This window comes from Erythrobacter sp. SG61-1L, from assembly GCF_001305965.1.
Classification (GTDB): domain Bacteria; phylum Pseudomonadota; class Alphaproteobacteria; order Sphingomonadales; family Sphingomonadaceae; genus Andeanibacterium.
In genome coordinates this window covers 1,032,352-1,058,133 of record NZ_JXQC01000003.1, presented here as the reverse complement: position 1 = coordinate 1,058,133, position 25,782 = coordinate 1,032,352, and the positions used below count along the sequence as shown (strand labels likewise).

The following is a 25,782-nucleotide window of genomic DNA, read 5'->3' as shown; positions in this document are numbered from 1 at the left end:
GGCTCAGGCTGAGCGGGTGTGAGTGATTTGACTGGATAGGCCGACGGGCAGCCCGCCCATCAACTCAACCGGTCGATGTCCTCGTCCGACAAGGCCCCCGGCACGATGAACACCGGGCAGGAAAGCCCGCCCGAAGCGTGGCTGAAATGGGTTACCAGCGGGCCGGGATTGCCTTCATGTGCGGCGCCCAGCACCAATGCGGCCACTTCGGGATGGTCGACAAGATAGTCGCGGATAACCTTTACCCCTTCGCCCTGGCGCACGGCGATAGTGGGCATCTTGCCGCTTTCGGTCAGCAGACTGCCCGCGGCGCTGGCCGCCAGCATTTCCGCCCGGTCCTGCGCTTCCTGCTCGATAGTGGCCTGAACCCCGCCGAAAGCGACGAAATCCTGCGGGGGAACGAGAGCGAGGATATGCACTGCGCCATCCGTCTTGGCGGCGCGGCGCGCGGCAAAACGCAAGGCGACCCGCGCTTCCTCCGTTTCGTCCATGATCACCAGATAGACGCGCATTTTTCTGCTCTCCCCAAGGAACCCTATCCGCCTAAAGCCGCTTTCAGGCAAGCTGCTTGCTGTTTTGCGCTTGTGAGCACTTGCCCCCGCGCGCCAAATTGGCCAGAGAACCACCCGTCAATTCACCAGAGGGACGAAACCTTTCCGCCATGTCCATCGCGATCAAGATGCCCGCTTTGTCACCGACCATGGAGGAGGGCACTCTGGCCCGCTGGCTGGTCAAGGTTGGAGACAAGGTTTCGGCCGGTGACATCATGGCCGAAATCGAAACCGACAAGGCCACGATGGAATTCGAAGCCGTGGATGAAGGCACTATTGCCGACATCGCGATTGCCGAAGGCACCGAAGGCGTGAAGGTCGGCACAGTGATCGCCACTCTGGCCGAGGAAGGCGAGGATCCCGCCAGCGTGAAGCCCGCCGGTGGCGCGGCAGCGCCCGCTGCGGCCCCCAAGGCAGAGGCTGCTCCCGCTCCTGCCGCTGCCCCGGCACCTGCCGCACCGGCTCCCGCACCTGTTGCAGCGCCCGCTGCGGCTTCGGGTGATCGCGTGATCGCATCTCCGCTGGCCAAGCGCATCGCTGCCGACAAGGGCATCGACCTCAAGGGCGTGACGGGCACCGGCCCGCATGGCCGCATCGTGAAGGCCGACGTTGAAGGCGCGAAGCCCGGTGCTGCCGCTCCGGCGCCTGTCGCTACCGCGGCTCCCGCCACCGCACCGGTTCAGGCACAGGACTTCGGCATTCCGCACGAAGTCGAAAAGCTTTCCGGCATGCGCAAGACCATTGCGCGCCGCCTGACCGAATCGAAGCAGCAGATTCCGCACATCTACCTCACGGTGGACATCCAGCTCGATGCGCTGCTCAAGCTGCGCGGCGAACTGAATGCCGCGCTGGAAGGGGAGGGCGTGAAGCTCTCCGTCAACGATCTGCTGATCAAGGCTCTCGCCAAGGCCCTGCTGCGCGTGCCGGTGTGCAATGTGCAGTTTGCAGGTGACGAGCTGATCAAGTTCAAGCGCGCCGATATTTCGGTGGCGGTCTCGATCCCCAATGGCCTCATCACCCCGATCATCGCGGATGCCGGTGTGAAGTCGGTTTCGCAGATTTCGACCGAGATGAAGGATCTCGCGGCCCGCGCCCGCGAAGGCAAGCTGGCTCCCAGCGAGTATCAGGGCGGCACGGCCAGCCTGTCCAACATGGGCATGTTCGGCATCAAGCAGTTCGAAGCGGTCATCAATCCGCCGCAGGCGATGATCATGGCCATCGGTTCGGGTGAGAAGCGCCCCTATATCGTCGACGGCGCGCTCGGCGTCGCCACGGTGATGAGCGCGACCGGCAGCTTCGACCATCGCGCCATCGACGGTGCGGATGGCGCGCAGCTGATGCAGGTCTTCAAGGAACTGATCGAAAAGCCGCTGGGCCTGGTGGCCTGAGGCTTTCCTACACACCCGCCGGGAGGATATGCTCCTCACCATGATTTCGCAGTTTTCCCTTTCGGATCGGGCCGGCAGCCCGATTTTGAAAAGTCACACGGCTTTTGAAGCAAGTGACTGGAAAGACTGCGAGAAAATGGCAAAATTCGGGTGTTTCGCACGTGGTTCCGCGTCAACTTTGGCGAGGTTTTGAATGACCGAGCAGCGCGATCCCGCCATCCGAGTCACGGCCATGCCCGCCGATGCCAATGCCTATGGCGACATCTTCGGCGGCTGGCTGGTCAGCATCATGGACAATGGCGCCGGCCTGATCGCCGCGCGGCGGGCCAAGGGCAGGGCAGTCACCGTCGCTATCGACGGGATGCAGTTCCATCAGCCGGTCAAGGTGGGCGACGAGGTATCTGTTTACGGAACCATCGAGCACGTGGGCCGCACCAGCATGATCATCGCCGTGGAAGCCTGGCGCCGTCCGCGCCATCTGGAACAGGCAATGAAGGTTACGCAGGCGAAGTTCACCTTCGTCGCAATCGACGATAACGGGCAACCGCGCCCTGTAGACGCTCAGGAGTAATTCGAAGTGGCAGAAGCCTACGACGTCATCGTTCTCGGTTCCGGCCCCGGCGGCTATGTCGCGGCGATCCGCTGTGCGCAGCTTGGCCTGAAGACAGCCATTGTGGAACGCGAATTGCTGGGCGGCATCTGCCTCAACTGGGGCTGCATTCCCACCAAGGCTCTGCTGCGCTCGGCTGAAATCTACCACTACATGCAGCACGCCAAGGATTACGGGCTGGCAGCCAAGGAAATCACCGCCGATCTGGAGGCCATCGTCAAGCGTTCGCGCGGCGTGGCCAAGCAGCTCAATCAGGGCGTGACGCACCTGATGAAGAAGAACAAGATTTCGGTCCACATGGGCACCGGTACGCTGAAGGGGCCGAACACGCTGGAAGTGGCGGGCGAGAAGGGCACCGAAACGCTCACCGCCAAGCACATCATCGTCGCCACTGGCGCCCGCGCTCGCGACCTGCCTTTCGCCCCGGCTGACGGCAAGCGCGTGTGGACCTATCGCCATGCGATGACCCCGCCCGAAATGCCCGGCAAGCTGCTGGTAATCGGCAGCGGCGCCATCGGCATCGAATTCGCCAGCTTCTATAACGATATGGGCGTGGACGTGACCGTGGTCGAAATGCTCGACCGGGTCGTGCCGGTAGAAGATGCAGACGTCTCTGCCTTCCTGCAGAAGGCACTGACCAAGCAGGGCATGAACATCCTGACCGGTGCCGTGCTGGAAGAGCTCAAGGTTTCCGACAAGGGCGTCTCCGCCAAGATCAAGGGTAAGGACGGCAAGGTCACGGATGGGCAGTTCAGCCATGTGATCGTGGCCATCGGTATCCAGCCCAACACCGAGAATATCGGCCTGGACAAGCTGGGCGTGAAGCTCGATCGCGGCTTCATCCAGATCGATCGCTATGGCCGCACCGGCGTGAAGGGCCTGTGGGCCATTGGCGATTGCGTGCCCGGCCCGTGGCTGGCGCACAAGGCCAGCCATGAAGGCGTTACCGCCGCCGAAGCCATCGCGAAGGAACTGGGTAACAAGGACGTTCACCCGCACCCGCTGGATCGCAACAACATTCCGGGCTGCACCTATTGCCACCCGCAGATCGCCAGTGTGGGCATGACCGAGGCGAAGGCCAAGGAAGCGGGCTACACCGTAAAGGTCGGCATGTTCCCCTTCATCGGCAACGGCAAGGCCATCGCGCTGGGCGAGCCGGAAGGTTTCGTGAAGACGGTGTTCGACGCCAAGACCGGCGAATTGCTGGGCGCCCATATGGTCGGTGCGGAAGTGACCGAGATGATCCAGGGCTATGTCGTGGGCAAGACGCTCGAAACCACGGAGGCCGAGCTGATGAACACGATCTTCCCGCATCCCACCATCAGCGAATCCATGCATGAAAGCGTGCTGGCCGCTTATGGCAGGGCGCTGCATATCTGATCTGCAGGAACAGGGGGCTGACTTCCATGCGTTACCGTAATCTCACTGCACTATCTCTGATGGTCCTGCTCGGTGCCTGCTGGAAATCGACGGAGCCCCTCATCCCTGTGGCCGAGGCGGATGCGCCCCCATCCATCGTCGGCAAATACTCGACGGTCACGCAAGGGGGTGACGAGGCAAGCGATGTCACGATTGCCAAAGGCAGTGCGGCGGGCTTTTTCGAATACGCCTCGGTCGACAAGGACGGCCTTGTCATCGGGAAGCGCCAGATTCGGTTCGATCGTATTTCGGGTGACTGGTATCTCATCCAGTCGCAGACGGTGGATACGGCAGGAATTCTGGGCGAGCCCTATTATCGCTTCCTCAAGACCGGTCGCGGCAAGTTGGAGGAATATGAGGCGAGCTGCGACTCCGCGGTCGCTTCGATCCCGAATGTTCACGTGAATGACGGGGATTGCAGCTTCGCTGATTACAAGGCGCTCAAGGCCGCAGCGGCCGCTCGCCTCGCCCAGCCCGACGGGCTTACGCTCCAGAACAGCTACACGAAGAAATAGGCGATGGGCGGCATGGAACCTCTGCCGCTCAGCAAGGCCTTCACGCTGATCGAACCCGGCCCGGTGGTGCTGGTCACCACTAATGACGGGCAACGGGATAATGTGATGACCATCACCTGGACCATGGTGATGGATTTCTCTCCCCGTTTCGCGATCACCACTGGCCCGTGGAATCACTCATGGGAAGCCTTGCGCGACACTGGCGAATGCGTTCTGGCCATTCCCACTGTCGACATGATCGACACCGCAGTGGGCATCGGCATGTGTTCCGGGACCGATACGGACAAATTCGCAAGCTTCGGCCTGACGCGGCTTCAGGCCAGCAAGGTGAAGGCGCCGCTGATCGCCGAATGCCTTGCCAATGTGGAATGCCGGGTGGTGGAAATCATCGAGCGTCACGGGATCGTGGTGCTGGATGGCCTGGCCGCATGGCACGATTCCACAAGGCAGGAAAAGCGAATGGTCCACGCTGTTGGTGACGGGACATTCATCGCGGATGGCGAAGTGCTCGACCGCCGGGAAATGATGCGGGCAAAGATCCCGCCCGGGGTCTGATCGCGGGAACCTGGCGGAAGAGGTGGGATTCGAACCCACGAAGGGCTTGCACCCTTGCCGGTTTTCAAGACCGGTGCCTTCAACCGCTCGGCCACTCTTCCGTCGGCCATGCGGCTAGCGCCCTTTGCGCTGCTTGTCACCGGCCTTTCCCTTAAACAGGAGCGATTTCCTCCTGTTGCCCCGTGACTCTGCAGCCCGATGGCATTAGGCAAAATCAACGAGCGCAATTGCGCCGTTCGGGAGACAATTTCTAGATCCGCGACTGGCCTGACGTGCTGCGGCAGCGGACTGAATGGAGAGACTGGGATGAAACGCCAAATTTTTGCAGCGATCGCCGGATTCACGGCCCTCACGATGGCTACCCCCGCCATGGCTCAGAGCGCTTGCACTCGCGAACAGTTGGACGAGACAGCGCAGAGCTGGATCAACGCTCTGGAGAAGGGCAGCCCGTTCGAAATGGAAATGGGCGAATGGGTCGATTATCGCGAGAACTTCAAGCTTGGCACCCTGTCCGCTCTGTTCACCAAGCCGCGCAAGGTCGACTGGTCGCTCAAGGTGCTCGACACCACGGCGTGCAAGGTCTTCATCGAAACGGTGATGACCGATCCGGAACATCCCTATGTCATGGCCACGCAGATCAATCGCGGCTGGCAGGGCGGCGTTGGCACAATCAACAACATTGCCACTGATGAGGGCGACTGGCTGTTCAACGCGGCCAACACGCTGAAATACGCATCGACAGAAAACTGGTCGGTGATTCCCGAAGGCCAGCGCAACACTCGGCAGGAGTTGATCGCGGCCGCCAATGCCTATCTCGACCTGTTCAATGACAAGAACGTGCAGGTTCCCTGGGGCACGCCCTGCGCGCGCCTTGAAGGCGGCATCTACACCGGCCGTGGTCAGGCGGACGACACTTGCAATGTCGGCGTGCCTTCAGGCGTGAAGCTCGCCTCGCGCGAATATGTGGTGGATGAAGCGCTCGGCACCGTCAGCGTGTTCCTCAAGTTCGGGGAAAAGGCCCGTCCTGACAGCCACCTGTTCCGAATCGAAAACGGCAAGATCCGCTACGTTCACACCGTCACCAATTGCGGCACCGAGGTGAATTGCGGCTTCAAGCCGGTGGACTGGAGCAACCCTCCCGGGCCGCCGCAAGCCAACTGAGCCAACTGACTGAAAATCCCAACGTCCCGTATCGGCGGGGCTTCTAAGGGACCAAGCTTTGTGACAGGGTAAGGATATGAGCCTGCGTAGCCATATTCTTACCCTGTCGTCGTTTCTGGGCCTGTGCGCGCCGTTGACTGGTGCCGTCGCTCAGGAAGTTGTCCAGCCTTTGCCTGCCGGATACGGCACTGCGGAAACGACAGTCGATGGGCTGTCCTTCCCTGCCTACCTCCAGCTTCTGGCTGCCCGGGCGAGGGCCGAAGGCGTCAGCGAAGCAACTATCGCGTCGATGACTTCGGGGCTGACACCCAACAGTCGCGTCGTCTCGCTGGATCGTGCACAGCCGGCAGGCCCTCCGGGGAGCGGCTTTTCTCCCCTTGCTCCCTATATCGCCACTCATGTCGACCGGAACAGGATCGCCGGCGGCCAGCGCGTATTTGCGGCTGCGGCCGACACGGTGCGTCGGGTGGAACAGCAATATGGCGTTCCCGCCCAGATCGTGATCGCCATCTGGGGCCATGAAACGAATTATGGCGGGTATAAGGGCGATTTCGACCTTTCGCGTTCGCTTGCCACACTCGCATGGGAAGGCCGGCGGCGTGAATTGTTCGCGGCCGAATTTGTCGATCTGCTCAAGATCGCGGATAGCGGAGTCTCGCGTGATACGCTGAAGGGAAGCTGGGCCGGGGCCTTCGGCAATCCGCAATTCCTGCCAAGCGTCTATTTGCGCCTCGCGGTGGATGGGGATGGGGATGGCCGCAAGGACATCTGGAACAGCCGCACAGACACGCTTTATTCCATCGCGAATTATTTCCGCGATGCCGGATGGCGGCCCGGCCAGCCCTGGGGCGTAGCTGCGCAATTGCCGCCCGGCTTCAATGTCGATGCCTATAAGGGCGAACTCAATGCACCTGTCTGCCCGCGCGTGCATGAGCGGCACAGCCAATGGAAAACCGTGCGTGAATGGAAGCAACTGGGCGTCACTCCACTCGCTCCCATCGGGGACGATGTGATGGCAAGCGTGTTCCAGCCCGATGGGCCGGGGACGAAATCCTGGCTCTTAACCGGGAATTATAGGGTTATCCTCGAATATAACTGCTCGAACTACTATGCCATGAGTGTCGGGCTGCTTGCTGATGAGATTGCCAAATAAGACCATTGCCTTCGGGCTCGCCTCACTGAGCGCGATTGCCGCTCTGGCGGGTTGCGCAGCTACGAGTGGCGGGGCACGGCCGGATGTGGCTGCAAAGCCTGTAGCCAACGGCCCGGCGGCCGACTACCCGGTGACCGTCGGATTGCCTTATACGGTGGACGGCGTCACCTATACCCCTACCGACATCTGGAATTACGACGAAGTAGGTTACGCATCGGTGGAAAATTCCGGTGGCGATACAATCACAGCTTCGAACCATATCCTGCCGTTGCCGAGCTATGTCGAGGTGACTTCGCTGGAAACCGGCCGAACGATCCTTGTCCGCATCGAGCGGCGCGGTCCGCTTGAAACACATGACGTGATTGCTCTGTCGCCAGGGGCGGCCGAACAGCTCGGCATTTCGCGTAATACGCCTGTGCGCGTGCGGCGCGTGAACCCGCAGGAACCGGAACGAGCGGCTCTGCGCGCCGGAAGCCGTGCGCCGGAGCGGATGGATACGCCGATGTCGCTCGTAGAGGTTCTTAAGCTCAAGCTGCCGAACGGCGGCCCGGCAGCGTCGGTGGCATTGCCAAAGGATGCAATGGCCGCGCTTCAGCAAGCGGAAGCAGCTCCGGCACAAGTCACTGGGCCGGCGGCAATCGCAGCCGCGCCGGAAGCGCCTTCGCAGCCTGTGGCCACGGCGCCGATGCCTGCCCCGATCGCTACGAAGCAGCCCACGCCGGTGGAGCGCAAGTCCGAGCCGGCAGTGGCCGCCGGCCCCAAGCCGGAAGCGAAAGCTTCCGCCAAGCCTGTGGCGGGTTCCTTCGTCGTCCAGGCCGGTGCTTTCTCGACAAGGGAACGGGCGGATAAGGTCGCTAGTGCAATCGGCGGGGATGTGAGCAAAACCGGTTCGCTTTACCGGGTCCGCACCGGTCCGTTTGCCTCGCGCAATGCGGCAGAGGCCTCGCTCGCCAAGGTGAAGGCTGCGGGTTATAGCGACGCTCGAATCTATTCGGGCGGTCAGGGAGGCTAAGCTTCCACCGCAAATGGGGCGGGAGCGAGCTTGAAGTTTACGCGCAGGATCGGCTTGTTGGGGCTGGGTGCGGCATTGGCCGCCATGCCAGGGTCGCTCCATGCCGACCCGGCACCGCCCAATGAAGCCGAAGCGCCCATTGCACTGCTTGTCGATCTCGGTTCCGGGCAGGTGCTGCATCGGCGCGAGGACGACCGGCGCTTTCTGCCGGCCTCTGTCACCAAAGTGATGAGCGCCTATCTCGCATTCGAGATGCTTGACGATGGAAGGCTGAAGGCAGGCCAGACTTTCACCGTTTCACCCCTGCTCGCTGCGAAATGGTCCGGAACAGGCTCGACCCTGTTCCTCAAGGCAGGGGACAAGGTCAGTGTCGATACGCTGATCCGTGGCATCACCACTGTCTCGGCCAATGATGGCGCGGTTCTGCTGGCTGAAGGAGCTGCGGGCTCAGTCGAGAAATGGGTCGCGCTGATGAACCAGACGGCCGCGCGTCTGGGAATGGATGACAGCCATTTCGGCACGCCCAATGGCTGGCCGGACGAGGGGGCGACCTTCGTTTCCGCGCATGATTTGGCCCTGTTGGGCAAAGCGATGATTACCCGGCATCCGCAGCTTTATGCGCGCTATTTCGGCAAGAGCGGGTTCAGCTACAACGGCATTGCCCAGTCCAACCATGATCCCATGGTGGGCATCGTTCGTGGGGCGGACGGGATCAAGACCGGCTACACCCGCGAAGCAGGCTACAACTTCCTGGGGAGCGCGGCACGCGATGGCAGGCGCCTGCTTCTGGTGGTTGCGGGAACCGACAGCGAGGAAGAGCGGGCGCGGATCGCCCGGAATTATGTCGAATGGGGCTATGCCGCATTCGAGCCGCACAAGATATTTCCTGCCGATACCACTATCGGCACGGCCTTGGTTCAGGACGGTTCAACGGACTCCGTGCCATTGCAAACTGCAAGTCCCGTAATCGCTGATCTGCCTTCTGGCGAACGGCCAAAGATCGAGCTTTCCTTGCATTATCGTGGCCCGCTCGTCGCACCGATTGCCGCCGGTCAGAACGTGGCGGAGCTTGAAGTGCGCATTGAGGGGATGGAGCCCTATCGTGTGCCGTTGCAGGCAGCCACAGCAGTGGAAAAGGCCAATCCATGGCAGCGCGTGGTCAATGCCGTGCTAGGCTGGCTTTCGTGAGCATAGGGCGATTCATTGCGCTGGAAGGCGGGGAAGGGGTGGGCAAGTCCACTCAGGCCCGGCTCTTGGCCGAAGCACTGGAGGCGCGCGGAATTTCGGTTGTCCTAACACGTGAACCGGGCGGCACAGCAGGCGCGGAGGCAATCCGCGCCCTTCTGCTCGATCCTCCCGGCAGCGGATGGAACCCGCGCGCCGAGGCACTGCTGTTTGCGGCAGGCCGATCCGATCATGTCGAAAGACTGATCCGCCCGGCAATCGAGGCTGGTCAATGGGTCATTTGCGACCGTTTCATCGATTCCAGTCGCGCCTATCAAGGCGGAGGCGGGGGGCTGTCGGAAAGCGACATCCTCGATCTGCACCGTGTGGGAAGCGAGGGCCTTTTACCTGACCTCACCTTGCTGGTTGAAGTTCCCCCCCAACGCACGGCCGAACGCCTCGCCATGCGTGACGCTGACGGCTCCGACGCTATCGGCGGGCGCGATGCGGCTTATCACGCGCGTGTGGCGGCCGCCTTCTCACGTTTCGCGGAGGAGAATCCCGAACGCTTCGCGAGGATCGACGGAGAAGGCATTCCCGGGGAAATCCATGCCCGTATCATGTCCGCACTCTCTCCCCTGCTGGAGGAGCGGGCGTGAGGCATTCCGGCCATGACGAACCCTGGCGGGCATGGCATGCGGCACTGGCCGGCCCGCGCTTGCATCACGCGTGGATGCTTGCCGGCAAGCGTGGCATCGGCAAGCTTGACTTCGCAATGGCCGCTGCCCGGGAACTTGTGGCCGAAGCCGGAGTGCCTCAGCCCAAGGGCGATCATCCAGACATACTCGTGCTCGAACACCTGCCTGCCAATGCCGAAGAGGAAAAGAAAAAGGCCGAAGGCAAGGAGTGGCAGGCCAAGCGAAATATCTCGATCGATCAGATTCGCGAAATGCAGCACCGGCTCGTGACACGCCCAACTCTGGGCAGCCGCCGCGCAGTAATCATCTCCCCGGCGGATGATCTCGAGAAGGGTGGCGCCAATGCCCTGCTCAAGAGCCTTGAGGAACCGCCGCAGGGAACGTTTTTCCTGCTCGTCACGCATCGCCCGGGACGGCTCTTGCCGACGATCCGTTCCCGCTGCCGCGTGCTCCGCTTTGGGGAGGCCAGGGCCGAGGAAGTTGAGGCCTACCTCGCGCGGGAAGCACCGACAGCGGAACTTGCGGCTCGGGCCCTCGCCGCGAGTGCATCCGCTGGTTCACCGGGTGCGGCGTTGGAATTCCTGTCCCACGATCTGGCTCCAATGCATCGGCTGATGCAGCAAATCCTCGCGCAGGGAGACGATGGCTTCGAATTGCGCGGGAAACTGGCCGATGCAATTGGCCAGCGCCCGTCACGTGAACGCCAAGCGGCTGCCATTGACCTTGCACGTGCCGTGATCGCACAGGAAATGCGCATGGCCTTGCGGGCTCGCATTCCCGCCATCGTGAATGCGCATGGAGAGCTGAACCGGCTCTCGGCTCAGGCGCCGACCTATAATTTCGATCCGGCATTGCTAGTGATGGAAATCGGCAGCTTGCTCGCAGGTGCAGCACAGCCTAGGGAACCGGCCCATGGCTGAACCCTATTACATCACAACCGCAATTTCCTATCCCAATGGCCCGCCACATATCGGCCACGCTTACGAAGCGATCGCGGCCGATGTCGCTGCGCGTTTCCAGCGCCTGATGGGGCGCGAAGTGCGCTTTCAGACGGGGACGGACGAACACGGGTTGAAGATGGCGCAGAAGGCGCGCGATCTAGGCAAGACCCCGCTCGAACTCGCGAGCGAGATGTCCGGCCTGTTCCGCGCGATGTGCGATGGCCTTAACGTTTCCTACGATCGCTTCATCCGCACGACGGAGGATGCCCACCACCGCGCCAGCCAGGCGATCTGGCAAGCGATGGAAGCCAGTGGCGATCTCTATCTGGATCGCTACGAAGGCTGGTACTCGGTCCGCGACGAAGCCTATTACGACGAGAGCGAGCTGGTCGAAGGAGAAGGGGGCGAAAAGCTCTCGCCGCAGCACACGCCGGTCGAGTGGACGGTTGAGGAGAGCTGGTTCTTCCGCTTGTCGAAGTATCAAGAGCCGCTGCTGCAGCTCTATCGCGACAATCCGGAGTTCATTCAGCCTGAAAGCCGCCGCAACGAAGTGATGCGCTTTGTGGAAGGTGGCCTGCGCGATCTTTCCGTCAGCCGCACCAGCTTTGACTGGGGCGTGAAGGTGCCGAGGAATGAAGACCATGTGATGTATGTGTGGGTTGACGCCCTCACCAATTACATCACCGGGGTTGGCTATCCGGACGATACGGAGGAATTCCGCAAGTTCTGGCCTGCCAATGTCCACCTGATCGGCAAGGACATTGTCCGCTTCCATGCGGTCTATTGGCCTGCCTTCCTGATCAGCGCGGGCATTGCCGTGCCTCATCAGGTTTTTGCGCACGGTTTCCTGCTCAATCGCGGGCAGAAGGAATCGAAGTCGCTTGGCAATGTAACAGATCCTATGGAACTGGCCGAGCGCTACGGGGTCGATACCTTGCGCTACTTCCTGCTGCGCGAAGTTACCTTCGGGCAGGATGGTAGCTATTCTACGGAAGCTATTGTAACTCGGGCAAATGCTGAACTAGCAAACAGCTTCGGTAATCTGGCGCAGCGCGTGATGAGCTTCATAGCCAAGAATTGTGGCGGCGTGTTCACCGCGGTAGCCCCGGTTGCGGATGCCGATGCGGAATTGCGGGCAAAGGTCAATTCGGCCTGCGCCGTCGATCTTCCGGAGGCCTTCGGCAAGCTGGCATTCACAGCCGGGCTGGAAGCATGGATGCAGGCAGTCTACTCCTGTAACGCCTATATCGACGAACAGGCCCCTTGGGCCTTGCGTAAGACCGATCCTGAGCGGATGGAGCGCGTACTGGCAACCCTGTGCGGATGCATTCGCGATCTTGCCGTCGCTGTTTCGCCTGTGACACCCGCAGCTTCCGCAAAAATCCTGGACGCACTTGGCGTTCCGGCCGAGGCGCGGACCTTTGCGGCACTGAGTTCCGATCCTGCATTGGGTGAAATCCGCGTCGACAATCCCACTCCGGCCTTCCCCCGGCTTGAAATGCCGGTGGAGGAGGGCGCCTGATGCTGATCGATAGCCACTGCCACCTGGAATATAAGGGGCTGGTGGAAGAACAGCAGTCCGTGCTCGAAAGGGCACGTGCCGCTGGCGTGCACGGCTTTCTCAACATCTCCACCCGCCAGAGCGAATGGGATAGAGTGGTCGGCACTGCCGCGCGCGAGCCAGACGTCTGGGCCAGTGTCGGCATTCACCCCCATGAGGCGGATGGTCACGCCGATCTGGGGGCGGCTGTTCTGCTTGCGGCGACCGAACACCCCAAGGTGATCGGCATTGGCGAAACCGGGCTGGACTATTATTATGACAAATCCGACCGAGAGGTTCAGCAGGATCTGTTTCGCGTTCATATCGGCGTAGCACGGGAAACCGGACTTCCCCTGATCATCCACACGCGTGACGCGGAAGAAGATACGGCCGCTATCCTGCGCGAGGAAATGGGGAAGGGCGCGTTTCCGGCCCTGATCCACTGCTTCACTGCTTCGGCCGATTTCGCTCGGATCGTTCTCGATCTGGGGCTGAGCATTTCGATTTCAGGAATCGTGACGTTCAAGAACGCCAAAGATCTACAGGAAGTCGCCGCATGGATCCCGCAGGAGCGCCTGCTTGTCGAAACTGACAGCCCGTTCCTGGCGCCCGTTCCGCATCGCGGGCGGCCTTGCGAACCGGCATTCGTGGCGGATACGGCAGCATTTGTTGCCGGTTTGCGCTCCGAACCTGTTGAGAAGCTGGCAGAATATACCACACGCAACTTTCATGCTTTGTTCCAGAAGGCTGCGGCGTGAAGGTTCTGCTTCTCGGTTCGGGAACGTCCACGGGCGTTCCGCGCATTGGCAATGATTGGGGTGATTGCGACCCGTCGGAACCACGCAACCGGCGTACACGCGTTTCGATCCTCATCGAAAACGACGCTGGAAACCGCTTGCTGGTGGATACCTCGACCGATTTGCGGCAGCAATTGCTGACAAACGGCATCGATCGGATCGACGGCGTCTTCTGGACGCATGATCACGCGGACCATTGCCACGGAATCGATGACCTGCGGGTCATGCGTTATGGCCGTGGCGGACCAATTGCAGGCTTTGCCTCGACGGAAACCGTGCATCGCCTGCGACAGCGCTTCGGTTATGTCTTTGCCGGACAATACGGTTATCCCACCATCGTGGAACTGGAAGTTCTGGACCGGTTGAAATGCCATGCCGGCTTTGGCCTGCGCTGGTGCCAGATGCCACATGGGCCGACTGAGACGACAGCATATCGGTTTGAGTGCGATGGCAAGTCCATTGGGTATGCCACTGATTATAGTGCTATTACTGCGCCAATGGTAGAGCTGTTCATGGACGTGGACATCTTGGTGAGCGACTGCCTGCGCCGCGAGCCTCATCCAACCCACGCGCATCTTGCCATGGCTATTGAACTGAGCAACGCCTGCCGTGCGGGAACGACAATCCTGACGCATCTGGACAAGAGCATGGATTACCGCATGCTCCAGTCCGAAGTACCGCCGGGCGTACTCGTCGGTTATGACGGAATGGTTCTGGAGGCCTAGGATGTACGGCAGTTGGGTATCGGTCGTCGCTTTGCTTGCATGGTTGGTACTCGCGGTCAGTGCATATTCCGGCCTGCGACTTGGTTGGAGCAAGAGCTTGGTTATGGCGTTGACCTGGGCCGCAATTTTCAGTTCGATGGCGGCCATCATCACATGGATCGGTGTATGACGGATGAGGCCAAAATGAGGGCGAAATCCCTACTTCGGCCTGATGTTGATTTAACATAATACTTATTATCGTTCTTGCGTAGAGAGCCATGTCCGAGCAATTGAACCGCCTCCTCCGTATCATGGCCCGCCTGCGCGACCCGCAGAATGGTTGCGAATGGGACATAGCCCAGAATTTCCGGACAATTGCTCCTTATACGATCGAAGAAGCCTACGAAGTCGCGGACGCAATCGAACGTAATGATATGGCGGAATTGCGCGGCGAATTGGGAGACCTTTTGCTTCAGGTTGTCTTCCATGCACGTATGGCTGAGGAAGCCGGTCATTTCACCTTCGAGGATGTCGCACGGTCGATCTCTGAGAAGATGGAGGCCCGCCACCCGCATGTTTTCGGCGAAGGAAATTCTCCCGGCTGGGAGTCCCTCAAGGAACAGGAACGCGATGCTGCTGGAGCGACAAGCGCGATGGACGGCGTTGCGCGGGCTTTGCCGGCGTTGTTGCGGGCAGAAAAATTGCAGAAGCGGGCTGCGCGGGTGGGTTTTGATTGGCCCGACACCGAGGGGCCGACAGCCAAGCTGATTGAAGAAATGGCGGAATTGCGCGAGGCAGACGCGGAATCCCAGCTTGAGGAAGCGGGCGACGTCCTGTTCGCCGCCGTCAATCTGGTTCGTGCCTATGGCATCGCGCCGGAAGAAGCCCTTCGTGCCACGAACGACAAGTTCGAGCGTAGATTTCGCGCAATGGAAGAGCTTTCTTCAGGTAAATTCAAAGAGTTGGACCTTGAAACGCAGGAAGAGCTCTGGCAGCGGGTGAAAGCGGCTGAGCGGGCGCACAAAGGCACCTGACGGCAGGAGAAGGCCGCTCAAAGTGACGAATAGCGCCCGAATTCCTTTGGGGTGAGCCGCACCATCATCCGCATGCGAGCCCCCTCCTCCGTCTCGACCTGTTGCTCGGCCAGAACCTCGCCGTGTGCGTGTAGCCACGCGAGGCGTTGGCCATCGCTGACAGGCAACACAAACTCGTAGGTTTTTGCGTTTTCTGTCAGTTGCTTGCCGAGCAATTCAAACAGTGTTTCCAACCCCAGGCCGGTTGCAGCCGAGATCGGCACGATACGCTCTTCACCCTGGGCCACTTCGCCGAGCTCCTTGCGGCGTTCGTCGTCCAGCAAATCCCACTTGTTCCATGCTTCGACGATGGAAATCCGGCTCTCGCCCCCTTCCCCGTCGATCACACCAAGATCGGCGAGAATTTCGAGCACTTGGGTTTTCTGCGTGCCATTTGCGGGGTTGGCCATGTCGCGCACATGCACGATGATGTCCGCGGCCGTTACTTCCTCCAGCGTCGCACGAAAGGCCGCGACAAGCTGGGTCGGCAGGTCGGAAATGAACCCCACCGTGTCCGACAGGATTGCCTTTTCGACCCCCGGCAGGCGGATTGCGCGCATCGTCGGGTCCAGCGTGGCGAAAAGGAGATCTTCCGCCATCACATCTGCGCCGGTTACCCGATTGAAAAGCGTGGATTTTCCTGCGTTTGTATACCCCACCAGCGCGATCACCGGCCAGGGTGCCTTGCCGCGCCGTTCGCGGTGGAGCGCGCGGGTCTTTCGGACCTGATCGAGTTCCTTGCGCAGCCGGCCCATGCGGGTGCGGATCATGCGCCTGTCGGCCTCGATCTGGGTTTCACCCGGGCCGCCAAGGAAGCCGAAGCCGCCCCGCTGGCGTTCAAGGTGAGTCCAACTGCGGACAAGCCGGCTCTGTTGATAATCGAGATGCGCCAGTTCGACCTGAAGCCGCCCTTCGGCAGTTGCCGCGCGTTCGCCGAAGATTTCCAGGATCAGCCCGGTGCGGTCGATCACCTTGCGCTTGAGCTTTTCCTCAAGATTGCGCTGCTGGATCGCACTGAGCGCGCCGTCGACAATGACGAGTTCGGCCTCTTCCAGCGTGCAAGCCGTAGCTATGCGCTCGATCTGGCCCTCGCCGAACAGGGTGGCCGCGCGCACGTCGCGAATAGGCACGATAAAGGCTTCCGCGACGACAATGCCGATCGCGAGGGCGAGGCCCTTGGCTTCTTCAAGCCGGGCCTCCGGTTCCTCGCTTCGACGTTGTCCGCGGATGTCCGGGCACACAACGATGGCGCGCGCACCGCGCGTCACCTCGCCGGCAAGTTCATCGGTAAAGCTCAGTCGCTGTCGCCTTCCCCGTCCCAATCGCCGGTCAGGTCGACAGGCGAAGCGGGCTGGATGGTAGAGACTGCATGCTTGTATGCAAGCTGTACGAAGCCTTCACGCTCGAGCAGCATGCAGAACAGGTCATAGGCGGCGATCCGCCCCTGCAGCATCACGCCATTCACCAGGAACATGGTCACACTTACGCTGGCATCGCGTACGCTACCCAGGAACACGTCCTGAAGCAGGCGCTGCTTCTTGCCGCCGTCGACGCCCGAAGCGAATTGTTCCGCATCAACCGGCGCACTGGGCATGATCGTGGAAATCGCGTGCTTGTACACAAGCTGCGACTGGCCATCGCGACGAAGAAGAATCGAGAAATTGTCGAACCAGGTGACGATTCCCTGCAACTTCACGCCCTTGACGAGGAACATCGTCACCGGTGTCTTGTTCTTGCGCAGCAGATTGAGAAATGCGTCCTGAAGGCTCTGCCCTCCCTTCGCTGCAGTAGCCGCAGGTTTTGCGGCAGCAGGTTCGGGGGCCGGCTTAGGCCGTGCCGAGAGGGTTCTTCCGGTCATGAAACTGACTCCTGTTGTTGGCAGCCGCGATTGCGGTTCCGCATTCTGGCTGCCTCGCCCTTGCACCGCGCAACACGGATTCGGACGTTACAGCCGGATAGCAAATTGAGTGTAATGCCAGATCATCAGCAGCGGCAAGATTTTTGTGCAACTGCGAACAATCCTGTCATGTTCAGGCGTGCCGAAATTGAGATCGGCTCAACCCTGATCCTCCCCTTCCCTCTCGCCCATTCCCAGCAGCTTGAGCTTGCGGTGCAGGGCCGAGCGTTCCATGCCGATAAAACCGGCTGTTTTCGAGATGTTGCCAGAGAAACGGCGGATCTGGATGCGCAGATATTCCCGTTCAAAGCTCTCGCGTGCCTCCCTCAGGGGGACGCCCATCAGCGAGGTAATGCCCGGCCCGCCATCCATCTTCCCACCAGTGATTTCGGGCGGAAGCATATCAGGCTCGATCCTTGCCAGGCGATCGCGAGGGGTCAGGATCACTGTCCTTTCGATCACGTTGCGCAACTGGCGGACATTGCCCGGCCAGTCATAGGCCTGCAGCGCGGCCATCGCCTCAGGGCTGACGGTCGGTGCTTCAACGCCCTGTTCGGCCGAATAGCGGGTGAAAAAGTGATCGGACAGGCTGGGAATATCCTCCCGCCGCTCAGCCAGAGGCGGAATCCCGACGGGCACGACGTTGAGGCGGTAAAACAGATCCTCACGGAAGCGCTTGTCGGCGATTTCCTTTTCCAGATCGCGCGAGCTGGACGAAACAACCCGGACGTCGACGGCGATCTGCCGGGTGCCGCCCACGCGCACGAAACTCTGCTCGGTCAGCACACGCAAGATACGCGCCTGAGTGCTTTCGGGCATGTCGGCCACTTCATCGAGATAGAGCGTGCCGCCATCTGCCATTTCGAGAAGTCCGGCCCGAACCAGTTTGCCTTCTGCCTCTTCCCCGAACAGCTCCTGTTCGAAGCGTTCTGGAGTGATGCGGGCGGAATTGACTGTGACGAAAGCCTTGTCGGCACGCGGGCTCCACGAATGGAGCAGGCGGGCGGCCACTTCCTTGCCGGCACCCGCAGGCCCACTGATGAGCACCCGGCTGCCCGTATTGGCAACCCGCTTCAGCGTTGCGCGCACCTGATTGATGGCGCTGGAATTGCCGGTGAACTCGTCATTGTTGATCAGCCCTTCCCTCAGGCGGGCATTTTCGCGGCGCAGGCGTTCGGTCTCGGTCGCCCGATGAACGAGATGGAGCAGGCGCTCTGCCTCGAACGGCTTTTCAATGAAATCGAGCGCCCCCCGGCTGACCGCGGACACGGCCGTGTCGATATTGCCATGGCCTGAGAAGATGATCACCGGCAGTTCCGGCTCACGCTGCTTAATCGCGTCCAGCACTTCCAGCCCGTCCATCGGGCTGCCGTGGAGCCACACGTCCAGCAGGACGAGGCTGGGCCGTCGCTCGTCCACGGCCCTGAGGGCGGAGGTGCTGTCACCGGCCGTGCGGCATTCGTAGCCCTCGTCGCTCAGCACGCCGGCGACCAGTTCGCGAATGTCCCGCTCGTCGTCCACCACGAGGATGTCGAGGGCCATCAAATCTTCTCCATCTTCAAACGGGCCGTCATTCTGCCGCCTCGCTGCCTTGGCGGGCGGAAAGCGGATCGCGGGCAAATCGCAGGGTTACGCGTGTGCCGCCGCTTTCGGCGGAAGTGAAACTCATCTCCCCGCCATGTTCTTCAACGATCTTGTTCACGATTGCGAGACCAAGGCCGGTGCCCTTCTCGCGCGTGGTCACGTAAGGTTCCACGATCCGTTCACGGTCTTGCGGCAGGCCGATACCGTTGTCCTCAACCGTCACGGTGAAGGAATCGTCGGTGTAGCCCGCGCAAACGGCAATGCGGCCGCGATAATCGGGTTCGGCATCGCGCGATCGCGCTTCGATTGCCTCTGCCGCGTTCTTCAGCACATTGGTCATCGCCTGACCGAACTGGTGACGGTCGCAGGCAACGGGATGGGTCTGTTCCTCGGCGTCGAAACTATAGCTGATCTCGGGGTGGCCAACTTCCTGCAGGAACAGGGACTGGCGCACCAGATCGACCGGATCTTCTTGCCGGAACACGGGCTTGGGAAGGCGGGCGAAGCTTGAGAACTCGTCCACCATCTTGCGCAGATCGCCTACCTGCCGGATGATCGTGGCGGTCAGTTCCTCGAACAATTCGGTATCGGTCAGAATCTGACGGCCATAGCGGCGCTTGAGCCGTTCCGTGGCAAGCTGGATCGGAGTGAGCGGGTTCTTGATTTCATGCGCGATGCGCCGCGCCACGTCAGACCAGGCCGCCTGGCGCTGATCCAGCAATTGCCGGGTAATGTCCTCAAAGGTGATGACTTGCCCTTCGGCGGCAGGCGCAATTTTCACAGCAAGAGTAAGCAGTTCCCCATTCTTGTTGTACTGGACCAGCCCGCTGGAAAGATGGGCATCCAGCATGGCCGCGATTTCCGGCCCGATCTCTGCGAGTTTCAGGCCGACCGGGGCGGGACCGACACGGTCCAGCAGCAGCTTCTGCGCAGAGCTGTTCATCAGCAGGACGTTGCCCTGCTCATCGACGGAAACGATCCCGGCGGTAATCGATTCCAGCACGGTTTCGATGAAGGCGCGCCTTTCCTCCAGCTGCTCGTTGGCATTCATCAGCGCTGTTGTTTGCTGCTCGATCTGAGCAGTCATGCGGTTGAATGCCCGGTTGAGCAGGCCGATTTCATCAGGGCCAGTGCGCCCTTCCACGCGCAGGGCGTAATTGCCCTGCCCAACTTCGCGAGCAGCGCCGACCAGATCCGTCAACGGGCGAACCTGCCGGTCGGCGAAGCGCAGGGCGAACCAGATTGCGAGGCCCACCAGCCCAAGCGAAACAAAGAACAGCAGCAGATTGAAGCGCAATTGCAGCTTGCGGGCGCTGGAGGTGAGAACCTCGTAAGTGGATACGACGCTCTGGGCGCGCTTCCACTGGCTCAGGGCCAGCGCATCGGAATTTCGGGCGTTATAGAGATAGACCCCTGCCCCGCGGTCAATCGCCGCCACGGCCTCGATCCGGTCCTCGCTGGCGGTCACGACCACGTCTTCGCCGGCATCGATCTTCGGCAGGGCTTCTCCCACCACGCGCTTGACCAGATCGTCCTCATCAGGATCGACAATGGCCGCGATGTTGAAACCGCCTTCAGGGCGCTTTTGCACAATTGCGCTGCGGTTGATCTCGCGCGCTGTGGCCTGAAGGTAATATTGCTCGGGGAACTCAGCGCTGGTGAGGGAATAGCGAGTCAGAACATAGCGCAAGTCACCTGCCATGGCGGTGGTGTTGTCGGCCAGTTGCCGCTGGTTCTGGTCGTAATATCCACGCGCAAGCTCGTTCGCCGTCTCGATGATGCCGCGCTGCCTGTCGGAAAACCAGAATTCCACGCCGGTCTGGAACAGGAACGATGCGAAGATCGACACGAGCAGTGTCGGAATCGCCGCGACGAGCGAGAAGAAGAACACCAGGCGGACATGCAGCCGCGCGGTCTTGCCGCCCGCCCTGCGGATCGCGATGCGGCGGCCGACCAGCACCAGCAAAGTCATGGCGGGGATCAGCGTGCCGATCAGCAGCGCGGCCGCTTCGCCCGAGGGAACCAGCCCCCCGCGGATTGGCTGGCCGAACAGTTTAGCCCAGCTCCACACCACCATCACTGCCAGGGTTATGGCAGAGAGAACTTCCAATATGCCGAAGATGTTCGCCCGCCTCGCGCTAACAAGCGCACGGCGTGACCAGCGCGGCCAGCTCCGGCCCTTGGAAATATGCGCATCAGGCATCGTTGCCGGGTTACAACTGCCCTGTTGCAAATTTGCAAGCACTTTTCTCAAAGGCGCGGCGAGCCGTGCCTTTCAGCCCCTCCGGACGAAACGTTCCGGGTCTATCTGAAGCTCGTCGAGACGTTTGCGCAGGGTATTGCGGTTGATTCCCAGCAGATGAGCAGCTCGCAACTGGTTGCCGCTCGTCTCGGCCAGCGCATGTTCGAACAGCGGCTTTTCGAAAGCCGCCAGCGCCGCGTGATACAGGTTGCCTTCCGCAGGCAGTGCTGCTGCAAGCCAGTTTGCAAGCGCGCCGGCAAATGTCACCCCCTCCAGCGGGACAGCGGGCGCGGCAGGGCGTTCCTCCAGCATCGCCAGCACTGTCGGCGCATCGATCATTTCCTCGCGCGCAAGCAACGCAAGCCGGAACACGAAGTTCTTCAGTTCGCGCACATTACCGCGCCAGGGCTGCCGCATCAGCACCTCGCCCGCGTCCTGAGTCAATTGGTGGCGAGGCAGGCCTTCCTCTGTCGCCTGCAGCAGGAAGTGCCTTGCCAGTGCCTCGATGTCCCCCGCCCGCTCGCGTAGCGGTGGCAGCTGGATCGGCACGACATTGAGCCGGTAGAACAGATCTTCACGGAACTGGCCGGCAGCGATCATCGGCGCCAGATCGCGATTGGTAGCCGCGATGATCCGCACATCGATGTCGATTTCCTCGCGGCCGCCCACGCGGCGAATACGGCCAGACTGAAGAGCGCGCAGCAGGCGCGTCTGGGCTTCAGCCGGCATGTCCCCGATTTCATCGAGGAACAATGTCCCACCGCTCGCCTGCTCGAACTTGCCGATGCTGCGCGCGACTGCGCCGGTGAACGAGCCCTTTTCGTGTCCGAACAGCTCGCTTTCGATCAATTCCCGAGGAATGGCGGCCGTGTTCACGGCCACGAACGGCCCCTTTGAGCGATGGCCGAGCTGGTGAATCGCCTCGGCAACCAGTTCCTTGCCTGTTCCGCTTTCACCAAGGATCAGCACGGTGAGGTCGTTCCTCAGCACGCGCGTGATCATGCGATAAACGCCCTGCATCGCCTGACTGCGGCCCACCAGCGGCAAGCCCTCGCCCGTTGGCGCGCCACTGTCGCCGCCGCTGTCGCGGCTATCCGCGGCCTGACGGGCTGCACGCACCAGTTCGTCCAGGTCGAATGGCTTGGGGAAATATTCGAAGGCGCCGGTGTCGCTGGCCCGAACCGCCGTATCGAGCGTGTTCTGGGCAGAGAGAATTATCACGGGCATATCGGGATAGGCGCTGCGTACTTCGCCCAAGGTCTCGATCCCGTCGCCATCGGTCAGCATGATGTCGGTCAGCATCACGTCATAGCGATTACCTGCCAGCAGCCGGTCACGCTCCGCGATGGAATCGCAACGATCGACCGTGAAACCGTCATCCTGCAATGCCGCAGTAGTGACGAGCGCGATCGAGGTATCGTCCTCGACCAGCAATGCACGCCTCGCCATTCCAGCCCCCTGTTCTTTATCGCGCAACGGGTAGATGGACCTTGAAGTGGGTCCACCCTTCCGTGTCGTCGCGTTCGTGGCTGATGCGGCCGTCCATGTCGCGCACCAGCTTGTTAACCAGAGCGAGCCCCAGCCCCTGTCCGTTCTTCTTCGATGAGACGAATGGCTCGAAAATATGATCGCGCAGCGCCGGATCGATGCCCGGACCATTGTCGCTCACCCTCACCTCGATCGGCAGCTTCACCGGCCGGCCGAGGCGCAGTGCCGTGAGGACGAGCCCTGAGACGAAGCGGGTGCGAATGATGATCTGGGGTCGTTCGACATTACGGCAGGCATCGCGTGCATTGGAGATGAGATTGATCAGCACCTGCACCAGGGCATCCTCGTTCCCAAGCACCTGCGGCAGCGAAGGGTCGAATTCCTCGCGAATATCAACGTCGTTGTCCCCTTGGGCACGAAAGACGTTGATTGCCCGGCGGACCGCCTCATGCAGGTTACACGGCGCCACTGGCTCAGGCTGTTCGCGGCCGAGCGATTGCATTCGGTCAACCAGCTTGGCAATCCGGTCCACCTCGTCGGCAATAAGCTGGGTCAGTGCCTTGTCGCCGTCTGAAAGCTTGCGGCCAAGGAGTTGTGCCGCGCCGCGAATGGCCGAAAGTGGATTCTTGATCTCATGGGCAAGGATTGCCGGCGCGCGCAGGGGCGGTTCGTCCCCCTCCCCCAGCGTTTCCGTGGCGCGGACATCGTTCATCGCCAGCATCTGCCAGCCCGGATGGTTGATGACCGGCGAGAGGATCAGGTCGAGCTTGTGCTCTACTGCCCCAATACGTGTTTTTACTGATAGGGCCGTGATCTGGGATTCTGCCCGATCCAGCCATTCGTAAAAGCGCGCTTCCTCAAACTGCGCGACATCGTTCAGCTTGCGACCGACAAGGCGCTTGGCGCCGATGCCGATCAATTGCTCCGCCGCCGGATTGGCGCCTTCGATGACGAGACCCGGCCCGAGCAGAAGGACGGCACTCGAAAGGCTCGCCAATTGTTCCGCAGGCTGGGGAAATCCACTCACGCCGCGCGCAGTCCTTCGGGCGCGGCGAGGAAGGGTTCATAGAACCGTTCAAGTTCGCCCAGCACCTGATCCGCATCGTCGATGAAGTTCACGAAATTGCGGAAATCGGCCGATCCGTGCAGGCCCTTGGTGTACCAGCCCAGATGCTTGCGGGCGATCTTCACCCCGGCTTCGCGGCCGTAGTGATCCAGCATGGCGTTATAATGCTCAACCATCACCGCATATTGTTCGGCAATGCCCGGCGTCGGCACTTTCTCGCCAGTTTGGAGCCAATGCATTACCTGGCCGAGCAGCCACGGCTTGCCATAGGCGCCCCGCCCGATCATCACGCCATCGGCGCCGCTCTGTTCAAGCGCCGTTGCCGCATCTTCCTCGCTGCATATGTCGCCATTGACGATCACCGGCAGCGAAACGGCTTCCTTCACATTGCGCACGAAGGCCCAGTCGGCCTCGCCCTTGTACATCTGGTTGCGCGTGCGGCCGTGGACCGTGATCATCTTCGCGCCGAGATCTTCCGCGATATGGGCCAGTTCCGGCGCGTTAAGGCTGGTGTGATCCCAGCCCATGCGCATCTTCACCGTAACCGGCACGGAAACAGCCTTCACTGTCGCTTCGATCAGTTGGGCGGCCAGCGGCAGATCGCGCATCAGCGCGCTGCCCGCATCCCCATTGACGACCTTCTTCACCGGGCAACCCATATTGATGTCGATAATCGCGGCGCCGCGATCCTCGTTGAGCTTGGCCGCTTCGCCCATTTCGGCCGGGGTGCAGCCGACCAGCTGCATCGATACCGGCTCTTCCACCGGATGCCATGCGGCCTTCTGCAAGGACTGGCGCGTTTCGCGGATCATGGCGGGGCTGGCGATCATCTCGGTGACGTTGAGGCCCGAGCCATAGCGGCGCACCAGCGTCCGGAACGGCATATCCGTAACGCCCGTCATCGGCGCGAGCACGACCGGAGTATCGATCGTGACAGGCCCGATCTGGATCGGCTTGAGCCGGGGAGTATGGGTCGGAATAGTCATATTTGCTGGCGTGCCTAAAAAACGGGCAGCGCATAGTGGATTGCGGAGCAGCCTGCAAGCAGCTACCCGCCCGGCCCATGGGCCAGGCTTCCCCCCTTCCCGCTTTTGCAGCGGTAATCGTCGCTGCCGGCAAGGGCCTGCGTGCCGGGCAGCCGCTGCCCAAGCAGTTCGCCATTTGGCAGGGCAAGCCGGTTCTGCGCCATTCGGCGGAAGCTTTGGCAGCTGCGGGGGCGATGCCGATTGTCGTCGCCATTCCCGAATGCGCTGAAGAGATCGCAACTGCCGCGCTGCATGGAATTGCCGGAATTCAATTCGTCATCGGCGGAGAAACCCGTCAGGATTCGGTTCGGAGCGCACTGGAAGCACTGGAAAGTGCAGCGCCGCAATTCGTGTTGATCCACGATGCTGCTCGCCCCAACCTTCCGCGAGAGGTGATCGCGCGGCTGCTTGATGCGCTCCAAGGCCATCCCGGCGCCATTCCTGCCCTGCCCGTGGTGGACAGTCTCGCATTCGACGAAGGCGGCCTTATGGCCGGCAGCGCCCCGCGGGAGGCTCTGCGCCGGGTGCAGACTCCGCAGGCGTTCCGCTATGCAAACATACTCTCTGCCCATCGCGCATGGACAGGCCCCAGCAATGCGGGAGACGATGCGCAAGTGGCCCGCGCAGCCGGTAATAGGGTTGCGCTGGTCGAAGGGGATGAGACACTGCGCAAACTGACATTCGCGGAGGATTTCATGGACGACTTGACTCCAATCCGGGTCGGCACCGGCTATGACGTCCACCGCCTTGCCGAAGGCGAGGAGCTATGGCTGTGCGGCGTGAAGATCGACCATTCCATGGGCCTTGCCGGGCATAGCGATGCCGATGTGGCGATCCATGCCGCAGTGGACGCCATCCTGGGCGCACTGGCACTGGGCGACATCGGCCAGCATTTCCCACCCAGCGACCCGCAATGGCGCGGCGCCTCATCCGACCGCTTTCTGGCGCATGCCATGCACCTTGCGGCACAAGCGGGCTATCGCCTTGGCAATCTGGACGTCACCATCATTTGCGAGGCGCCCAAGATCGGCCCGCATCGGGACGCCATGCGCGGGAGACTTGCGCAGATCGCGGGCGTTGACATTGGATGTGTGAGCGTGAAGGCAACAACTACGGAACGGCTCGGCTTTGCCGGGCGACGCGAAGGCATCGCCGCGCAAGCTGCCGCCACGATGATCAGGCAGGCCCGATAGGAGCAT

Annotated in this window: 24 protein-coding genes and 1 tRNA gene; 16 read left to right on the top strand and 9 right to left on the bottom strand. The window is 61.4% G+C overall.

All coding sequences use genetic code 11. From position 1 onward, the window contains the following. Nucleotides 1-59 precede the first annotated feature (59 nt). Nucleotides 60-512, bottom strand: a complete 453-nt coding sequence (locus SZ64_RS05440) for a universal stress protein (RefSeq protein WP_054529886.1) — start codon at nt 510-512, stop codon at nt 60-62. A gap of 149 nt (nt 513-661) precedes the next feature. On the opposite strand from SZ64_RS05440, the gene SZ64_RS05435 reads away from it, so the two are divergent. The 5 genes from SZ64_RS05435 (at nt 662) to SZ64_RS05415 (ending at nt 5,038) form a co-directional block, all read left to right on the top strand. Further along, nucleotides 662-1,939 carry a pyruvate dehydrogenase complex dihydrolipoamide acetyltransferase gene (locus tag SZ64_RS05435; protein ID WP_054529885.1) on the top strand — a complete coding sequence of 426 codons (1,278 nt, stop codon included), beginning with the start codon at nt 662-664 and terminating at the stop codon, nt 1,937-1,939. Nucleotides 1,940-2,132: 193 nt separating this feature from the next. Further along, complete coding sequence (locus tag SZ64_RS05430; RefSeq protein WP_054529884.1) at nt 2,133-2,510, top strand: acyl-CoA thioesterase; 378 nt, start codon at nt 2,133-2,135, stop codon at nt 2,508-2,510. Between the two features lie 6 nt (nt 2,511-2,516). Continuing rightward, nucleotides 2,517-3,929, top strand: a complete 1,413-nt coding sequence (gene lpdA / locus SZ64_RS05425) for a dihydrolipoyl dehydrogenase (protein WP_054529883.1) — start codon at nt 2,517-2,519, stop codon at nt 3,927-3,929. 26 nt (nt 3,930-3,955) lie between these two features. Continuing rightward, the gene (locus tag SZ64_RS05420) at nt 3,956-4,483 is read left to right on the top strand and encodes a hypothetical protein (RefSeq protein ID WP_156313538.1); all 528 of its coding nucleotides are present in this window, start codon (nt 3,956-3,958) and stop codon (nt 4,481-4,483) included. A 12-nt stretch (nt 4,484-4,495) separates the two neighbouring features. Further along, the gene (locus SZ64_RS05415; protein WP_054532104.1) at nt 4,496-5,038 is read left to right on the top strand and encodes a flavin reductase family protein; all 543 of its coding nucleotides are present in this window, start codon (nt 4,496-4,498) and stop codon (nt 5,036-5,038) included. 11 nt (nt 5,039-5,049) lie between these two features. On the opposite strand, the gene SZ64_RS05410 is transcribed toward SZ64_RS05415, so the two are convergent. Further along, a tRNA-Ser gene (locus SZ64_RS05410) sits at nt 5,050-5,139 on the bottom strand. A 205-nt stretch (nt 5,140-5,344) separates the two neighbouring features. Here SZ64_RS05410 and SZ64_RS05405 point away from each other — a divergent pair. The 10 genes from SZ64_RS05405 (at nt 5,345) to mazG (ending at nt 15,242) form a co-directional block, all read left to right on the top strand. Then, nucleotides 5,345-6,199 carry a hypothetical protein gene (locus SZ64_RS05405; RefSeq protein ID WP_054529881.1) on the top strand — a complete coding sequence of 285 codons (855 nt, stop codon included), beginning with the start codon at nt 5,345-5,347 and terminating at the stop codon, nt 6,197-6,199. 76 nt (nt 6,200-6,275) lie between these two features. Further along, on the top strand, nt 6,276-7,352 hold the full coding sequence (locus tag SZ64_RS05400) for a lytic murein transglycosylase (RefSeq protein ID WP_193391511.1): 1,077 nt from the start codon (nt 6,276-6,278) through the stop codon (nt 7,350-7,352). Next, the gene (locus SZ64_RS05395) at nt 7,336-8,364 is read left to right on the top strand and encodes an SPOR domain-containing protein (protein WP_082384447.1); all 1,029 of its coding nucleotides are present in this window, start codon (nt 7,336-7,338) and stop codon (nt 8,362-8,364) included. Before SZ64_RS05400 ends, SZ64_RS05395 begins: the two co-directional genes overlap by 17 nt. A gap of 30 nt (nt 8,365-8,394) precedes the next feature. Next, nucleotides 8,395-9,552, top strand: coding sequence for a D-alanyl-D-alanine carboxypeptidase family protein (locus tag SZ64_RS05390; protein ID WP_241772988.1), 1,158 nt, complete (start codon nt 8,395-8,397; stop codon nt 9,550-9,552). After that, a complete protein-coding gene (gene tmk, locus SZ64_RS05385; protein WP_054529878.1) occupies nt 9,549-10,187 on the top strand; it encodes a dTMP kinase in 639 nt (212 codons plus the stop codon). The genes SZ64_RS05390 and tmk overlap by 4 nt, the downstream gene beginning before the upstream one ends. Further along, nucleotides 10,184-11,146 carry a hypothetical protein gene (locus tag SZ64_RS05380; RefSeq protein WP_054529877.1) on the top strand — a complete coding sequence of 321 codons (963 nt, stop codon included), beginning with the start codon at nt 10,184-10,186 and terminating at the stop codon, nt 11,144-11,146. Before tmk ends, SZ64_RS05380 begins: the two co-directional genes overlap by 4 nt. Next, nucleotides 11,139-12,689 (top strand): methionine--tRNA ligase, encoded by a 1,551-nt coding sequence (metG, locus tag SZ64_RS05375; RefSeq protein ID WP_054529876.1) that lies wholly within the window; start codon nt 11,139-11,141, stop codon nt 12,687-12,689. The genes SZ64_RS05380 and metG overlap by 8 nt, the downstream gene beginning before the upstream one ends. Beyond that, nucleotides 12,689-13,465, top strand: a complete 777-nt coding sequence (locus SZ64_RS05370) for a TatD family hydrolase (protein WP_054529875.1) — start codon at nt 12,689-12,691, stop codon at nt 13,463-13,465. The genes metG and SZ64_RS05370 overlap by 1 nt, the downstream gene beginning before the upstream one ends. Then, complete coding sequence (locus SZ64_RS05365; protein ID WP_054529874.1) at nt 13,462-14,229, top strand: MBL fold metallo-hydrolase; 768 nt, start codon at nt 13,462-13,464, stop codon at nt 14,227-14,229. The genes SZ64_RS05370 and SZ64_RS05365 overlap by 4 nt, the downstream gene beginning before the upstream one ends. Before the next feature lie 257 nt (nt 14,230-14,486). Then, nucleotides 14,487-15,242 carry a nucleoside triphosphate pyrophosphohydrolase gene (gene mazG, locus SZ64_RS05360; protein ID WP_054529873.1) on the top strand — a complete coding sequence of 252 codons (756 nt, stop codon included), beginning with the start codon at nt 14,487-14,489 and terminating at the stop codon, nt 15,240-15,242. Between the two features lie 17 nt (nt 15,243-15,259). On the opposite strand, the gene hflX is transcribed toward mazG, so the two are convergent. The 7 genes from hflX to dusB form a co-directional block, all read right to left on the bottom strand. Beyond that, a complete protein-coding gene (gene hflX, locus SZ64_RS05355; protein ID WP_082384446.1) occupies nt 15,260-16,549 on the bottom strand; it encodes a GTPase HflX in 1,290 nt (429 codons plus the stop codon). Between the two features lie 26 nt (nt 16,550-16,575). After that, the gene (gene hfq / locus SZ64_RS05350; protein WP_082384445.1) at nt 16,576-17,139 is read right to left on the bottom strand and encodes an RNA chaperone Hfq; all 564 of its coding nucleotides are present in this window, start codon (nt 17,137-17,139) and stop codon (nt 16,576-16,578) included. A 198-nt stretch (nt 17,140-17,337) separates the two neighbouring features. Beyond that, a complete protein-coding gene (locus tag SZ64_RS05345) occupies nt 17,338-18,720 on the bottom strand; it encodes a sigma-54 dependent transcriptional regulator (protein WP_054532101.1) in 1,383 nt (460 codons plus the stop codon). Nucleotides 18,721-18,748: 28 nt separating this feature from the next. Then, complete coding sequence (locus SZ64_RS05340) at nt 18,749-20,965, bottom strand: ATP-binding protein (RefSeq protein WP_054529871.1); 2,217 nt, start codon at nt 20,963-20,965, stop codon at nt 18,749-18,751. A gap of 72 nt (nt 20,966-21,037) precedes the next feature. Beyond that, on the bottom strand, nt 21,038-22,453 hold the full coding sequence (locus tag SZ64_RS05335; RefSeq protein WP_054529870.1) for a sigma-54 dependent transcriptional regulator: 1,416 nt from the start codon (nt 22,451-22,453) through the stop codon (nt 21,038-21,040). Between the two features lie 16 nt (nt 22,454-22,469). Then, the gene (locus tag SZ64_RS05330) at nt 22,470-23,411 is read right to left on the bottom strand and encodes an ATP-binding protein (protein WP_241772986.1); all 942 of its coding nucleotides are present in this window, start codon (nt 23,409-23,411) and stop codon (nt 22,470-22,472) included. Between the two features lie 104 nt (nt 23,412-23,515). Next, nucleotides 23,516-24,544, bottom strand: coding sequence for a tRNA dihydrouridine synthase DusB (dusB, locus tag SZ64_RS05325; RefSeq protein WP_054529868.1), 1,029 nt, complete (start codon nt 24,542-24,544; stop codon nt 23,516-23,518). A 77-nt stretch (nt 24,545-24,621) separates the two neighbouring features. On the opposite strand from dusB, the gene SZ64_RS05320 reads away from it, so the two are divergent. Continuing rightward, entirely contained in the window at nt 24,622-25,776 is a 1,155-nt protein-coding gene (locus SZ64_RS05320; protein ID WP_054529867.1) for a bifunctional 2-C-methyl-D-erythritol 4-phosphate cytidylyltransferase/2-C-methyl-D-erythritol 2,4-cyclodiphosphate synthase, read from the top strand. Nucleotides 25,777-25,782 lie beyond the last annotated feature (6 nt).

Coding starts and splice junctions, on each gene's coding strand:
- SZ64_RS05405 (WP_054529881.1), top strand. CDS start 5,345: ATGAAACGCCAAATTTTTGCAGCGATCGCCGGATTCACGGCCCTCACG.
- SZ64_RS05340 (WP_054529871.1), bottom strand. CDS start 20,965: ATGCCTGATGCGCATATTTCCAAGGGCCGGAGCTGGCCGCGCTGGTCA.
- SZ64_RS05435 (WP_054529885.1), top strand. CDS start 662: ATGTCCATCGCGATCAAGATGCCCGCTTTGTCACCGACCATGGAGGAG.
- SZ64_RS05345 (WP_054532101.1), bottom strand. CDS start 18,720: ATGGCCCTCGACATCCTCGTGGTGGACGACGAGCGGGACATTCGCGAA.
- SZ64_RS05420 (WP_156313538.1), top strand. CDS start 3,956: ATGCGTTACCGTAATCTCACTGCACTATCTCTGATGGTCCTGCTCGGT.
- dusB (WP_054529868.1), bottom strand. CDS start 24,544: ATGACTATTCCGACCCATACTCCCCGGCTCAAGCCGATCCAGATCGGG.
- SZ64_RS05320 (WP_054529867.1), top strand. CDS start 24,622: ATGGGCCAGGCTTCCCCCCTTCCCGCTTTTGCAGCGGTAATCGTCGCT.
- hfq (WP_082384445.1), bottom strand. CDS start 17,139: ATGACCGGAAGAACCCTCTCGGCACGGCCTAAGCCGGCCCCCGAACCT.
- mazG (WP_054529873.1), top strand. CDS start 14,487: ATGTCCGAGCAATTGAACCGCCTCCTCCGTATCATGGCCCGCCTGCGC.
- SZ64_RS05430 (WP_054529884.1), top strand. CDS start 2,133: ATGACCGAGCAGCGCGATCCCGCCATCCGAGTCACGGCCATGCCCGCC.
- metG (WP_054529876.1), top strand. CDS start 11,139: ATGGCTGAACCCTATTACATCACAACCGCAATTTCCTATCCCAATGGC.
- SZ64_RS05415 (WP_054532104.1), top strand. CDS start 4,496: ATGGAACCTCTGCCGCTCAGCAAGGCCTTCACGCTGATCGAACCCGGC.
- SZ64_RS05440 (WP_054529886.1), bottom strand. CDS start 512: ATGCGCGTCTATCTGGTGATCATGGACGAAACGGAGGAAGCGCGGGTC.
- SZ64_RS05400 (WP_193391511.1), top strand. CDS start 6,276: ATGAGCCTGCGTAGCCATATTCTTACCCTGTCGTCGTTTCTGGGCCTG.
- SZ64_RS05370 (WP_054529875.1), top strand. CDS start 12,689: ATGCTGATCGATAGCCACTGCCACCTGGAATATAAGGGGCTGGTGGAA.
- SZ64_RS05395 (WP_082384447.1), top strand. CDS start 7,336: ATGAGATTGCCAAATAAGACCATTGCCTTCGGGCTCGCCTCACTGAGC.
- SZ64_RS05335 (WP_054529870.1), bottom strand. CDS start 22,453: ATGGCGAGGCGTGCATTGCTGGTCGAGGACGATACCTCGATCGCGCTC.